The organism is Acinetobacter sp. LCT-H3 (genome assembly GCF_001866125.1).
GTDB lineage: Bacteria > Pseudomonadota > Gammaproteobacteria > Pseudomonadales > Moraxellaceae > Acinetobacter > Acinetobacter schindleri.
In genome coordinates, this window is the sequence record NZ_MODX01000008.1 from 51,280 (window position 1) to 64,726 (window position 13,447).

Consider the following 13,447-nt stretch of genomic DNA (forward strand, 5'->3'; position numbering starts at 1 on the left):
TTTACTCTTTAATAATTTCGATAATTTCAGTCGTAGAAATAGAAGGAGTCCTCTCTAAGTAGACAACTTCACAAATGTCGTTAAATTCATCAAATTTTCCAACCCAGTCATCACCCATTACTAAAATATCTGCATTATGAAAAAGTATATATTCACGCTTTTTCTCTAATGATTCCTCAAAAAAAACTGCATCGACGCAAGCCATAGAACTAATAATTTCAGCTCTAGATTTCTGACAATAAATAGGATTACGCCCTTTTTTACTATAATTCAACTTATCTGTTGAAACTCCAACGATAAGATAATCACCTAATTCAGCCGCTCTTTTTAAGATATTCAAATGACCTATATGAAATAAATCAAAAGTACCAAATGTAATAACTTTCTTCATTTTCATCCATATACTTTATTTAAAACCAACATTCTGTCCAACCAAAGCATATTTCACTTGCTTCAGCACACGCATAATTTCCAACTGAATTTTCGCCCAGCCTTTTTTCTTTTGCTTACGCATACGTGCTTTACGTTCAGCAAGCAAATCACTAGAGAGAACAGTTTTCTTTTCAGGAAAAAGCATCATTTCCTGAATACATAATGCTGGTGTCATCTGGTAAACAGGATGAACTTCATCTCGGATAAATTCATCAAACATGACTTGATCCAGAGGAATTAACTGAATCTGATGCACATAGTCCAAATATTTTTGTGCACCCTTCAGACTTAAAATATAGCCTGCTGTACCCAAATTTTTTCCTTTTAAACGGACAATCTGACGTGCTCCATGAGCAATATCAGCCTTATTACCACTTAAAAAAACTTTATCAGCAAAGGCTTCTGTTTTAATGATGTCCCAACTTGCATGAATCCAATCTGAATCATTTAATAAATCAGCAGCATTCTCTCCCAAATACACATCATCTTCAAATACAGCCAAATATGGTATCTGCTCATCAACTATTTTTTGCCAGATCGATACATGACTCATAAAACAGGCTAACTCGCCAGAAGTCAGAAAATCTTCGTGCACTTTTAGTACCATTTTTTCAGCAAGCGGTTTTGCTAAATCCGGTGTCAATGCATCAAAGAATTCAAAACCGATATTCTGTTTACCAAATTCTTTCTGAATATGCTCACGACGGGCATCTGCTGTTTTAAGGCTAATTACAATATTTTTCATACAGATTTACTTACTTTGAAACCATCAAGTGCTTAAGCGCATAATAGCGATCACGCCACATCCGCTTCTGCTTCTTCAAACCATGGGACAACCCACGATTTTCTTTTTGTTTACGTGATACACCCTGAGAAGCGACTGTCCCTAAAATATCACTATCTAAACCTGCAGGTCGAACCAAGGCTGGCCACACACCTAACCCCTTTCCATTTTTACTCAACCATGTCTGGAAGAAAATATCGACAGGCATATTTATGTGCTTAGCTGCTTCTAAAAATGCTTGAGCACCTTGGCGTGACCAGATCAAACCTAACCCGCGAATTGGAAAATAAAAAGCATGCCATATGCTCATATCTTCAATCTGGGTAATATCTTTCGCCAGCTTTTTCTTTTTGGCTGCAATATTGATTAAGTACCAATCTAAATCTTTATGCTGGTCTAGATATTTTAATACACCATCCAGCTTTGTTTTAAAGTCTGGATTAATTTTCATATCATCTTCAAGCACAACCAGATAATCTGCATCAGTATTCAGAAACTTCTCTACGCAACCATAATGACTTAGATAACAACCAAGTTCGGAGTTCATCAGGCTACGACCTAAAATCTGTTGCGCACCTTGATCATCATAGTTGGCAAATTCAGTTAAAGCCTTGCCGCGGCCATCGACTGCGGAGAAACGCTCAAAAGGCCAGTGCACTGCATCTAATTGCTGAGTCGCCCGTTCAAGTCGTTCATGACTACCATCCAGATTAATCAGATAAGTAATTACTTTCATCATGAACCTCTAAGCTAAAATTGAATTTGGCAAATAGTCAGCCAGTTTTTGCTGCATAGCATTACCGATCTGCTTTGCATCTGCTGGCTTCAATTGATCCAGACTCTGGATACAACCATATTTTATTGCGGGATTATCTAAAGCTGAAACGAAACTGTCGAGGCTATCTTCATTTTTTAGATAAGCCAGTTCAATATCCGGCTTCAGCCCAGCTTGCTGCTTTTGAATCTTGATATGATTCATCAGTGAAATGGGATTAAGCTGCTCTACACTGCGGAACTTGTATTTAATCTGGGTTTCCAGCAACTGTGGATGTGCCAGCAAATAATCTTTCAAAGCATGACGATCGACAATATGCGGATAATGATGAATTTCAAAGAACTTTTTGAAACCCAGAATATCCGCCCCTAACATTTGTGCAATCATGTGCTTCGGCTGAATCGGCGTACCAAATTGACGCTGCAAAAATTGGCGATATTTTAACTTTGTTTTCAACGCAAAACTGCTTTGCCAGTGGCCATAGATCACCAAATGATTACCGTTTAGAAAATCTTCTGGCTGCGCAGTTGAATTAAAGAAAAAGTCATCATTCAAATAAATAAAGTAGTCTGATAATCCTTCAATGTTCCAGAGCATACTTTCAATGGATCGGGTATTAAAAGTGGGCAAATGCTGCTCATAACCTCTAAAAATTTCCCGATGATCCACTACACGAATTTTATCGGCAGTACACAGGCCTTGTGCAGCAAATTCATCAATAAATTCTGGGCGCTGGTTATCGGTCACTACAAAAATATTGCGGCAAAAAGGTACATATTTCAGGATTGAAGCAATGTTGTAGTAGATTTCATTATTACTGGCGAAGCGGGTATCACTGACTGCATCTGATGCATCTTCACCAGTCAGATATGTATGCCGTTTCTTTTTTAATTCCAGATCATTGCCATCCACCCAGGCAATTACAATATCAATTTGCTGCTGCATTTACTTCATCACTTTAAAATAGGTACCGAATTGCTTAATTACTACACTTAATAATTATTGCCACGCATCCTTGATCCATTGCGATGGCAGAACATAACGGTACCATTTACCACCGCCGCCGTTAATTGCGTCAGGTGGATTAATTTCACCATGGAAAATAATAATTTTGACGCCTTCCGGCTTCACAGGCGGCTTGAAATAAGCCATTGGAATTTTTTGCAGGCAGTGATATTTATAGCTCTTGCACCAGGAATCTGGCCAGTAACTCAGTTTCTTTTCCTGATCAACATACCAGGATAAATAAGCCTGCTCATTACGAAACTTCTGACGGATTTCATCAAAATGTTCACGGAAATATGGCATCAAACCAGGAAAAGCTCCCAGCTTGAAACGATAAACCGAGCTATTTCCAGTAATACGCCATGGACGTTTCCAGTCATGAATAATCAGGAAATCACCTGGATGGGTAAAGAAACTGTCGATATTATCGACAATCACAACATCTAAATCGAGGAAAAGTGCATTTCCTTTTAAACCATATAAATCAGGTTCAAAGGTCGATAACTTATTCCAGCCACGTTCAGGACTACCTGCTGGCAAGGCCAACGGCGGAATAGGAAAACATTCAACAGCAGGATCAATGCCCTCGGTACGGTCTGTCAGACACACCATTTTAAAGTCAACCGTAGTATGACGCTTGACCATGTTGTATAAACGATTGACGTACTCTGCCCCATATTTGGTGCCCCACTTCATGCATAGCACAATATTCTGTTCAGACTGTGTATGAGCCTGACCTGACAGTGAGTCGTTTACGTTTTCCTGCATGTATTCATCTTCCACCAGCATTCTGCGCCATATCATACCATCTCTAAAGCAAAGTTACTCCCCCGCTTTTCAACACCTTCATAATACTCAAAATACTTTATGGTATGATATGAAACCGCCTTGAGAACACCACTATTGGCTTGGGCTCTGGCTCCCCTATTAAAAATACATAATCAGGTTGATATGAAAATAGCAGTTGCAGGCACCGGTTACGTCGGCCTTTCCAATGCCATGATCTTCTCACAACATCATGAAGTCGTGGCATTAGATATTATTGACAATAAAGTTGAAATGTTAAATCAGAAGATTTCTCCGATTCAGGATCCTGACATTTCAACTTTTTTAAGTGAAAAGCCACTAAACTTCCGTGCAACAACTGACAAATATGAAGCTTATCAGAATGCTGATTTTGTCATTATTGCGACACCGACGGATTATGATACCAAAACCAATTATTTTAATACCCAAAGCGTCGAAAGCGTTATTCGTGATGTGACCGAGATTAACCCTCAAGCGGTCATGATTATTAAATCTACAGTTCCGGTAGGCTTCACCAAAACAGTTAAAGAGAAATTTCATACAGAAAATATTATTTTCTCTCCAGAATTCTTGCGTGAAGGTAAAGCTTTACATGACAACCTTTATCCATCACGTATTATTGTTGGAGAGAAGTCAGCGCGTGCTCAACAATTCGCAGATATGCTGATTGAAGGTGCAATAAAAAAAGACAGTCCTGTTCTGTTCACTGACTCAACCGAAGCAGAAGCAATCAAGTTATTTGCCAATACCTATCTGGCTATGCGCGTAGCTTTCTTCAATGAACTGGATACCTATGCACAAACGTTTGGTTTAGATACTCAGCAAATTATTGAAGGTGTCTGTCTGGACCAACGAATTGGCAATCACTATAACAACCCTTCCTTTGGTTATGGCGGTTACTGCCTGCCAAAAGATACCAAGCAGCTATTGGCGAACTATAGTCAGGTACCTAGCAATCTGATTCAAGCTATTGTGGATTCTAACCGTACCCGTAAAGACTTTATTGCCGATTCTATTTTGGCAAGGAATCCGTCGGTGGTCGGGATTTATCGACTGGTTATGAAAAGTGGCTCAGATAATTTCCGTGCCTCTGCCATTCAGGGGGTAATGAAACGCCTTAAAGCCAAGGGAGTTGAAGTCATTGTTTATGAACCGGCATTAAAAGAAACCGAGTTCTTTAAATCTGAAGTGATTACTGATTTAGAAGCCTTTAAACAGCGGGCAGATGTGATTATCACCAATCGTCAATCCAAAGATCTGAGTGACGTTAAAGATAAAGTGTATACCCGTGATATTTTTGGAGGCGATGAATGAAAATTCTGGTAACAGGTGCAGCAGGTTTTATTGGATTCCATGTTTCCAAAAAGCTTTTAGAACGTGGTGATGATGTGGTCGGTTTTGACAACATGAATGACTACTACGATCCAGCTTTAAAACAGGCACGTGTAGATCTGCTAACTCAAACAGCGGAACAGCAGTCGGGGCAGTTCGACTTTTATCATGCCAACCTTGCAGATAAAGCCGCAGTTGACAAGTGTTTTCAGGAACATCAATTTGATCGCGTGATTCATCTTGCTGCACAGGCAGGCGTACGTTATTCGCTTGAAAATCCGATGAGTTATGTGGAAAGCAATATTGTCGGTTTTACCAATATCATTGAAGCCTGTCGCTATGCCAAAACACCACATCTGACTTATGCCAGTACCAGTAGCGTGTATGGTGCCAACACTACCATGCCTTTTAGTGAAAAGCATGGTGTCGACCATCCGATCCAGTTCTATGCAGCAACAAAGCGTGCCAATGAATTGATGGCACATAGCTATAGCCACCTCTTCAAACTGCCAACCACAGGCTTGCGCTTCTTTACTGTCTATGGTCCTTGGGGGCGTCCGGATATGGCTCTCTTTAAGTTCACCAAGAACATTATTGAAGGCAAATCTATTCCGGTTTTTAACCACGGCAACCATACCCGTGATTTCACCTTTGTTGCAGATATTGCTGAAGGCGTGATCCGTTCCAGTGACCAGATTGCTGCACCAAATCCAGACTGGGATAGCAACAATCCTGATCCATCCACCAGCAATGCCCCGTTCCGGATCTTTAACATCGGCAATAATTCGCCAGTCAAACTGATTGAATATATCCATGCCATTGAAAAAGCAGTCGGCAAAGAAGCCATTCTGGACTTACTGCCACTACAACCCGGTGATGTACCAGATACTTTCGCGGATAGCTCAGCACTAGAACAAAGTGTAGGTTATAAACCTTCTGTTTCTGTTGAAGATGGCGTAAAACAATTTGTTGACTGGTATCGCGATTTCTATCAGGGTTAATTATATTTCAAGCACTTTAAGCTCAATCGAACTTAAGGTGCTGATATAAATAAATCAAATTGCTACTTATTTACCAAAGTAGCCCTAACGTTTCATCCCACTGTTTTGGTTCAATCACCATACGACCCGCATTCGGTGTTAAGGTAATTTCACTAAAATATACAGTATCTTTCGTTAATAAAAAATCTATCCGACTATAACCATACTTAAAACAAAGCTGTTCAGCGAGTTCAAGCATCTTCACAAACTCGACTGGCTCTTTCACATCCAGAGGTGTGTTTTTCTTACCATCTACAGTAAAAGACTGAAGCTCCCACAATGTATTATAAATATTGGAGTACTCAATACCATCTGCACCTGTGATATCCACTTCTATAAACTTAGGTTTCCCCTGAAAACAATGCACTCGACATGTTGTAATCGTCGATTGTGTAATTTGATCTACATATAATTCAACGTATTTTTCAATCATAATTTTGGGAGTGATATTCTTATAATGCCACTCTCTTTTTCTGTAATACATGTTCATACTTAGACTACGATTCATCTTCTTTTTCACATGAGGCATGTCTAAAGTATCTTTTTTTTTGCATATGACAGCACTACCACTATCATGTGTACATTTCAGAACAAATTGCTGTGGTAAAAGATCAAATTTAATGTCTTCAAAATAATGATGAACACCTAGAAGTGGAACTAGGTATTGTGTACCTATACGATTCGCAACCAAATCACGCACTGCATGCTTATCTGCCAAAACCGTATAGAAAGGACAGCGATCATAAATCATCCGAGCAGTCACTTTTTCATTAAACGTTTTAGGCTCGTTAAAATCAGGGACATACCCTAATTTTTTAATGAATCTTTTCTTTAAATATTGTTTATCTGATACAAATAAACTTCTAACAATTTTTGCCTTATAAATTAACGTATTTAACATTAGAATAAATCATATAACCCTCATTATTATGAGAATTATAACAAATAAAAAGGACTCAAATGAGTCCTTTTTCTTTATAAATCAACTTATTTTACGTAAGTTAACCAGTGAGCATATTTAGGATCTTTACCTTGAACCGCATTAAAGAATGCAGTTTGAATTTGCTCAGTGATTGGACCACGTTTGCCTTCACCGATTTGACGGTCATCATACTCACGGATAGGCGTTACTTCAGCAGCAGTACCGGTGAAGAATGCTTCATCAGCGATATAGAATTCGTCACGGGTAATACGGCGTTCAACCACGTCATAGCCAAGATCTTTGGCAATGGTAATAATGGTTTGACGGGTAATACCATCAAGCGCGCCACCTGCGATATCCGGTGTATGAATCACGCCATCACGTACCAGGAATACGTTTTCGCCTGAACCTTGACACACATAACCTTGTGGATCTAGAAGCATTGCTTCGTCATAACCAGAATGTGCTACTTCTTGGTGAGCAAGAATCGACAATGTGTAGTTACCTGATGCTTTGGCTTTACACATGGTCACGTTAGGATGATGGTGCGTAAATGAAGAAGTTTTTACGCGAATACCCTTCGCCATTGCTTCATCACCCAGGTAAGCACCCCAACTCCACGCAGCAACCACTGCATGAATGGTATTGTCAGTTGCGGCAATACCTAGTTTTTCAGAACCAATAAAGATAATTGGACGTAAATAGCAAGACACTAATTTATTTTCACGAACGACATCAATTTGAGCTTGTTCTAACGCTGCCTGATCAAATGGAACTTTCATTTGATAAATTTTTGCAGAATTAAGTAAACGTTTGGTGTGTTCTTTCAGACGGAAAATAGCCGTTCCATTCGGGGTTTCATAAGCACGGACACCTTCAAACACCCCCATGCTGTAGTGCAAGGTATGTGTTAATACGTGAGTTTTTGCCTCACGCCAATCTACCAGTTGTCCATCTTGCCAAATGAAACCATCACGATCAGCCAAATTCATGCCACAAACTCCAATTTTTCACAATTATTCACTATCCAGTGCAAATACTGCACTTGGATCAATCAGTCTTTGCCATAACTTGCAAACGGTCTTTCGGGTATCGTGCCAGTCGCTTGCAGACACTTGCATGGATTGATTTGCAAGGGCTAAGCGGTGGCTCTCGGCGCGTTCACGGAGATAAGCTTGAATCAGAGCAGTCGCATCGTCGCTGGATAAGCAACCTGATTTTGCGGCATCCTCAAGGATTCGTACATTGTCGGAGTAATGGGCGAGATCTTTATTCGTCCCACTCCAAGCTAACACCGCATACTGTGCCATAAATTCGATATCAACGATACCACCTGCATCTTGTTTTAAATGAAAAATCCCATCTTTTTTTTGCTCTTTTGAAGAACCCAGATGATCTTTCATTTTCTGACGCATTTTTAATACTTCTTCACGCACATGAACGATATCTCGTTTTTGGGTCAAGATATCACAGCGCAATATCTCGAATTTTTTACGTAAACTCATTTCCCCTGCGATTGGACGGGCACGTACCAAGGCTTGATGTTCCCAGAGCCAGGCGCTCTTAAACTGATACTGTTCAAAAGCTTTCAGACTGGTAACCAATAAACCTGCTTCCCCTGAAGGACGTAAGCGGGTATCAACTTCATAAACCCGCCCATCCAAGGTTTGTGTAGTCATCAGCGACATCAGCTTTTGCGCCACACGCATGGCAAATTCGAAGCCACTAATTGGTTTCAGTCCGTCAGTATCTGCCTGCTCATTCATAAAATGAATAAATACCAAATCCAGGTCCGAACCATAACCGAGTTCAATCCCGCCCACTTTGCCATAGCCAATCACAGCAAAAGCAGTATGATCGACTGAACAACGTTGCCCTTCGGCATCGAGTGGGAAACCATGCTTTTTGGCCACAATTTGATAAGCCAAATGCAAGGCAGCATTTACAGACACCTCAGCAATATCAGTCAAAGCATCTGATACTTTCATTAAAGGACTTTCTGCCAACACATCACTGGCAGCAACAGCCAGCACATTGGATTTTTTAAACAGACGCAATACCCGCATCTGGTCTTCCACCTGATCAAGTTCAATACGCAGCAACTGCTGACGTAGAGAATCTTCAAGATCTTGACGTTTCGGCAGTTCAAAATCCATAGACAGGAATTCATCCAGTAACACTGGATAATGGGTTAATTCCTCACAAATCCATGGGCTGACAGTTGCCATCTTGACCAGACGTTGAAGTGCACCTTTGCTTTCAATCAGCATGACCAAGTACACAGTGCGGCGCATGACTGATTCAACCAATGGCATCAGACGTACTAAAGCCGTCTGCGGCTGATCTGATTGCAAAATTGCTTCAATCAGATAAGGCCAAAACGTTTTTAAACGCTGTAAGGCTTTGGCCGGCAATTTTTTTAAGGTATTACTGTTCCAGAACTCATGCACCAGATTTCGGGCATTTACATCTAATACTGCATTTAACTGCTGTTCCAGTTGGGTAAAACTTGAGAGTTGAGTTTCTGGACCATTCTCTTTAATCAGATGTTCAAACTGGTAAATCACTTTGGCGCGCTTCTGATCCAATACATCCATAAATGCTGTCCAGTCAGCAAAGCCCAAAGTATCAGCAATGCGCTCGCGAAGGTCATCATCGGTTGGTAATGACTGAGTTTGCTGGTCATTCAGCGCCTGAATCGCATGTTCAACCCGGCGCAGGAATAAATAAGCATCCTCAAGATCTTCTACTGCTTGTTCATCCAGCAATTCAGCGGTAACCAAGTGCTTGAGACTGACCAGACATTGGCGATCCTGCAATTCCAGCTTGGCACCACCATAAATCAGCTGATACACCTGAACAATGAATTCAACTTCACGAATCCCGCCAGCACCAAGCTTGATATCATCTTCAATATTGCGGCGCTGCACTTCACGCTGGATCATCGCTTTCATTTCACGCATAGCTGCGAAAGCACTGTAGTCCACATAGCGACGGAACACGAATGGACGTGTCATCTCCAGTAACTCATCGCCCTCAGGCGTTGGATTGACAATCCGCGCCTTGATCCAGGCATAACGTTCCCATTCACGACCATGCTGGCTGAGATATTTTTCCAGCGCGATATGGCTAATTGCTAATGGTGAACCATCTCCCCAAGGACGCAGGCGCATATCGACACGGAAGACAAAACCATCTGAGGTAATATGATCTAACAGGTAGATCAGCTTTTGTCCCCATAGAATGCAAAACTGCTGCACATCAATACATTTTCGCCCATCGGTTTCCCCTTGCTCATCAAAAGCAAAAATCAGATCAATATCACTAGAAAGATTGAGTTCCTGAGCACCCAGTTTCCCCATAGCAATTACAATTAAGTCTTGCACCTTTCCATTGTAGCCAATCGGCTGGCCATACTTTGCAACCAAGGGAATACGGGCAAAATCTTTGGCGGCACAAATGGCGGCATCGGCAAAATCAGAAAGTTCACGAGTGAGAGTAATGACATTCGTAAGTTGATTGGCATCCTGCCAGATCCAGCGAAACATCAGGCGAGCACGCAGAGTACGTAACGTACTCATCCATTGCTCTTCATCACTAATATTGGTAAGAGTATCTGTGACAGATTGTTTGATTTGTTCAGTACTTAAAGCATGCTGAAAATGGTCAACTGCATAGTCCTGCTGCAGCAAGGCAGCGTGTCTGGACAATACCTGCTCGGCATATTGGCTTGCCCTTAAAGTTTTCTGCAATTGTACGTCGTTCATTTCCAGTCCTTGTCACCTGCAAGATTTTTTCTAGTTATAACAGGTGACTGGCAGCGCTGTGAATGCCTTGGACGGAAATTAATTTTTTTCTTTTAATGCACCTGCCGGTTCAGCAAGTGCCAGTGCCTGATGTTCATTGGTGGCTTTTGGCAACAATACACTAAAGGTCGTACCCTGACCTTCTTTAGAGTCCACATAAATTTGACCATGATTCAGATCGACAAATCGCTTACACAGTACCAGACCAAGACCCGCGCCTTTTTCATTATCTGTGCCTTTCACACTTACTGTCAGATTTGGCTTAAACAGATTTTGCATCTGCTCTTCAGTCATGCCCAGACCGGTATCCTGAACGCTGATTCTGACCAGCTCGTCTTCAGCTTCAGCAGTCAAAATGACCTGACCTTGCTGATCGATTGGGATAAATTTCAATGCATTGGAGACCAGATTTTGCAGCACTGAAGTAATCATGTTGATATCGGCATTGACTTTCACTCCTTCAGGAATGCGGTCAATCAGGTCGATTTTTTTATTCAATGCTAAGCTTTTGAGTACATCGCAAACAATTTTGCTGGACTGTTTTAGCTCAAAATTGATCGGATGGTAAACGAAACGTCCACCCTCAGCCATTGCCCAAGTCAGCAGGCTTTCCAGCAAGTTATAGGTTGACTTGGCATTTTCACAGAGATAATCGGCAATATTCTGAACACTTGAATCATCCAGTGTATGACGTTCTTCAGCCAATACTTCCGAGAATCCAAGTAAGCCATGAAAGGGTGCACGCAGGTCATGGGCAATGATCTGGAAGAATTTCGTCTTACTGAAGTTCATGGCGCATTGCTGCTCGTACATTTCCTTCAGTTCATTATAGTCTTCATGCAAGCGAATCAGTCCGACCAGCCCATCGGCAAACTCCTGCACCAGACGAATATCTTCCTGATCAAAGCCATCTTCTTTCTGATCAAAAAATACCACATGACCAATTGAATGGGTATCACTGGCTTTCAGATTAAAGGAGATCAGGCGCTTATGCTCTACACCAAGACTACGAATATATTCTGACATTTCTGTATAGGCAGGATGCGTACGATCCAGACAGTCATCATTTTTAAGATAATTGAGCAGATTTAATTCGGGCGGCGTTTCAAACCCCCAAAATTCTGAAGCAGTGGAATACCAGATATAAGGTTCTTTATGAAAACCCAGTAAACATTTTTCAGTCTTGAGTAGCCGACGTGCGACTCGAGCAAATGTATTAATTAGGTTATTGGAAGTATTTACGCCCAAAATAAGAGACAGGCGGCATGAGCTTAGCTGTTCAGTATTTTGACCTATCTCCAGAAGGTTAAGCTTCATCTCTGCCTCTCATAGTTATGTTTATTTATTCAACCAATTTTATACAATCAATAACAAAGAATCTAAACAGTCTCAACAACATTTCCTAATATCTAGATTAATTGATTTCATTACATTTAACTACGTATACGTTCATTTTTTCTTTAAAAAATGTAAAACAAATTTGACATTAACCGTTATTTGTAAACCTATAAACAAACCTGATAATGTCACTGAAATGTCTATTTTTTCACCACCACTTGTAACATGCACCTAAACTAAATACTAGTGCCAAGCCTATAAATAATTAATTTAATTTAAAATAATAGCACTAAAATAAATTCTTTAGATTAATATTGTTAAGAATTTCTTCACCAACCAATCGTTACGAGTAAATATCCTATTTTTTTGCTTCATAATGCTCAAATGATTAATCTTCTAAATAACTATGTAATTTAGTTAATTCTTTGATATGTCTAATTTTTGTTAATCACGCACAATAAAACTGGCATAAAGTACCAATCTTTTTGTTAATGACTGAGATTTCCTTACTGTTAATTGTAAGCAGCCACTACAATTCTTATAAATTGTTTCTTTAAAAGTTATGTTTAAGCTCATAATTCCAGATCATGAATCTTATATAATTTTCCGTCTGGTAAAATACGGATATAAAAAAAGCGACCTTTTAGGATCGCCTTCTCTATCGACACGAAATCAATTATCTGAAATCAATGCTACTTGCTGTACATAGTTGAACAGTTTCAGCTTTGATGCTGCAACCTCTTCTTCAGGTGCCTGATTTTTTAGATCACGATGTACACGCAAATAATGCTGACGTAAGGTATGACGTTCTGTTGCATTATAGGTTTTGGTAAATTCGTTAATCGCCGGATCACCATCTTTGACAATACGGTCAACCCAACGCTGTAATTGTGCTGTCTTTTTCAAACCCTGTTTAGGGGTCAGGTAGGACAGAATCACGGTTTCATTTTCGTTACGTAGTAATTTGCCAATACGGGAGAATTGGCGACGACGTGCTTCATGTGAACTAATTTGCTGAACATCCAGCAAAGCTTCAATCAAACGCTCTTCAACAGGAAGGTTCTTGATTTGTTTCGCACTCAGTTCTGCCAACTGTGCGCCTAAAGCAGCCATACGCTGGACTGCTTTTTTCTGTTCGGTTTTACTTGCGCGTCCCTCTAAAGATTCGAAATCTTCTTCAGTTAAACTGCTCGGTCGACGTGCCAC

General features: G+C 40.4%; 12 protein-coding genes. 2 read left to right on the forward strand and 10 right to left on the reverse strand.

Going from position 1 to position 13,447, the window contains the following annotated elements:
* Position 1 precedes the first annotated feature (1 nt).
* Genes BK820_RS06200 through BK820_RS06220 form a run of 5 tightly spaced genes read right to left on the reverse strand, consistent with a single transcriptional unit; the run spans position 2 to position 3,764 of the window.
* Complete coding sequence (locus tag BK820_RS06200; RefSeq protein WP_071320427.1) at positions 2–391, reverse strand: FAD synthase family protein; 390 nt, start codon at positions 389–391, stop codon at positions 2–4.
* Positions 392–406: 15 nt separating this feature from the next.
* Positions 407–1,177 carry a glycosyltransferase family 25 protein gene (locus BK820_RS06205; RefSeq protein ID WP_071320428.1) on the reverse strand — a complete coding sequence of 257 codons (771 nt, stop codon included), beginning with the start codon at positions 1,175–1,177 and terminating at the stop codon, positions 407–409.
* A gap of 10 nt (positions 1,178–1,187) precedes the next feature.
* Positions 1,188–1,952 carry a glycosyltransferase family 25 protein gene (locus tag BK820_RS06210; RefSeq protein ID WP_071320429.1) on the reverse strand — a complete coding sequence of 255 codons (765 nt, stop codon included), beginning with the start codon at positions 1,950–1,952 and terminating at the stop codon, positions 1,188–1,190.
* 9 nt (positions 1,953–1,961) lie between these two features.
* Positions 1,962–2,936 (reverse strand): stealth family protein, encoded by a 975-nt coding sequence (locus BK820_RS06215; protein ID WP_071320430.1) that lies wholly within the window; start codon positions 2,934–2,936, stop codon positions 1,962–1,964.
* A 54-nt stretch (positions 2,937–2,990) separates the two neighbouring features.
* Entirely contained in the window at positions 2,991–3,764 is a 774-nt protein-coding gene (locus tag BK820_RS06220; protein WP_071320474.1) for a glycosyltransferase, read from the reverse strand.
* A gap of 183 nt (positions 3,765–3,947) precedes the next feature.
* On the opposite strand from BK820_RS06220, the gene BK820_RS06225 reads away from it, so the two are divergent.
* Positions 3,948–5,117 carry a nucleotide sugar dehydrogenase gene (locus tag BK820_RS06225; protein WP_071320431.1) on the forward strand — a complete coding sequence of 390 codons (1,170 nt, stop codon included), beginning with the start codon at positions 3,948–3,950 and terminating at the stop codon, positions 5,115–5,117.
* Positions 5,114–6,136 carry an NAD-dependent epimerase gene (locus tag BK820_RS06230; protein WP_071320432.1) on the forward strand — a complete coding sequence of 341 codons (1,023 nt, stop codon included), beginning with the start codon at positions 5,114–5,116 and terminating at the stop codon, positions 6,134–6,136. Before BK820_RS06225 ends, BK820_RS06230 begins: the two co-directional genes overlap by 4 nt.
* 70 nt (positions 6,137–6,206) lie before the next feature.
* Here the strand turns inward: BK820_RS06230 and BK820_RS06235 are convergent, their stop codons facing one another.
* From BK820_RS06235 to yjgA, 5 genes are all read right to left on the reverse strand, one after another.
* Positions 6,207–7,076 carry an ATP-grasp fold amidoligase family protein gene (locus tag BK820_RS06235; protein WP_071320433.1) on the reverse strand — a complete coding sequence of 290 codons (870 nt, stop codon included), beginning with the start codon at positions 7,074–7,076 and terminating at the stop codon, positions 6,207–6,209.
* Between the two features lie 86 nt (positions 7,077–7,162).
* Positions 7,163–8,089, reverse strand: a complete 927-nt coding sequence (locus tag BK820_RS06240) for a branched-chain amino acid transaminase (RefSeq protein ID WP_071320434.1) — start codon at positions 8,087–8,089, stop codon at positions 7,163–7,165.
* 24 nt (positions 8,090–8,113) lie between these two features.
* Positions 8,114–10,864: a bifunctional [glutamate--ammonia ligase]-adenylyl-L-tyrosine phosphorylase/[glutamate--ammonia-ligase] adenylyltransferase gene (gene glnE / locus BK820_RS06245; protein ID WP_071320435.1), complete on the reverse strand. Its 2,751-nt coding sequence runs from the start codon at positions 10,862–10,864 to the stop codon at positions 8,114–8,116.
* Between the two features lie 78 nt (positions 10,865–10,942).
* Positions 10,943–12,220: a sensor histidine kinase gene (locus BK820_RS06250; RefSeq protein WP_071320436.1), complete on the reverse strand. Its 1,278-nt coding sequence runs from the start codon at positions 12,218–12,220 to the stop codon at positions 10,943–10,945.
* Between the two features lie 693 nt (positions 12,221–12,913).
* On the reverse strand, positions 12,914–13,447 hold the full coding sequence (gene yjgA / locus BK820_RS06255) for a ribosome biogenesis factor YjgA (protein ID WP_048881444.1): 534 nt from the start codon (positions 13,445–13,447) through the stop codon (positions 12,914–12,916).

Bases quoted from the DNA above. Each gene is read 5' to 3' on its own strand.
- BK820_RS06240 (WP_071320434.1), bottom strand. From the start codon at position 8,089: ATGAATTTGGCTGATCGTGATGGTTTCATTTGGCAAGATGGACAACTG.
- BK820_RS06210 (WP_071320429.1), bottom strand. From the start codon at position 1,952: ATGAAAGTAATTACTTATCTGATTAATCTGGATGGTAGTCATGAACGA.
- BK820_RS06215 (WP_071320430.1), bottom strand. From the start codon at position 2,936: ATGCAGCAGCAAATTGATATTGTAATTGCCTGGGTGGATGGCAATGAT.
- BK820_RS06225 (WP_071320431.1), top strand. From the start codon at position 3,948: ATGAAAATAGCAGTTGCAGGCACCGGTTACGTCGGCCTTTCCAATGCC.
- BK820_RS06220 (WP_071320474.1), bottom strand. From the start codon at position 3,764: ATGCAGGAAAACGTAAACGACTCACTGTCAGGTCAGGCTCATACACAG.
- BK820_RS06235 (WP_071320433.1), bottom strand. From the start codon at position 7,076: ATGTTAAATACGTTAATTTATAAGGCAAAAATTGTTAGAAGTTTATTT.
- BK820_RS06200 (WP_071320427.1), bottom strand. From the start codon at position 391: ATGAAGAAAGTTATTACATTTGGTACTTTTGATTTATTTCATATAGGT.
- BK820_RS06230 (WP_071320432.1), top strand. From the start codon at position 5,114: ATGAAAATTCTGGTAACAGGTGCAGCAGGTTTTATTGGATTCCATGTT.
- BK820_RS06205 (WP_071320428.1), bottom strand. From the start codon at position 1,177: ATGAAAAATATTGTAATTAGCCTTAAAACAGCAGATGCCCGTCGTGAG.
- BK820_RS06250 (WP_071320436.1), bottom strand. From the start codon at position 12,220: ATGAAGCTTAACCTTCTGGAGATAGGTCAAAATACTGAACAGCTAAGC.
- glnE (WP_071320435.1), bottom strand. From the start codon at position 10,864: ATGAACGACGTACAATTGCAGAAAACTTTAAGGGCAAGCCAATATGCC.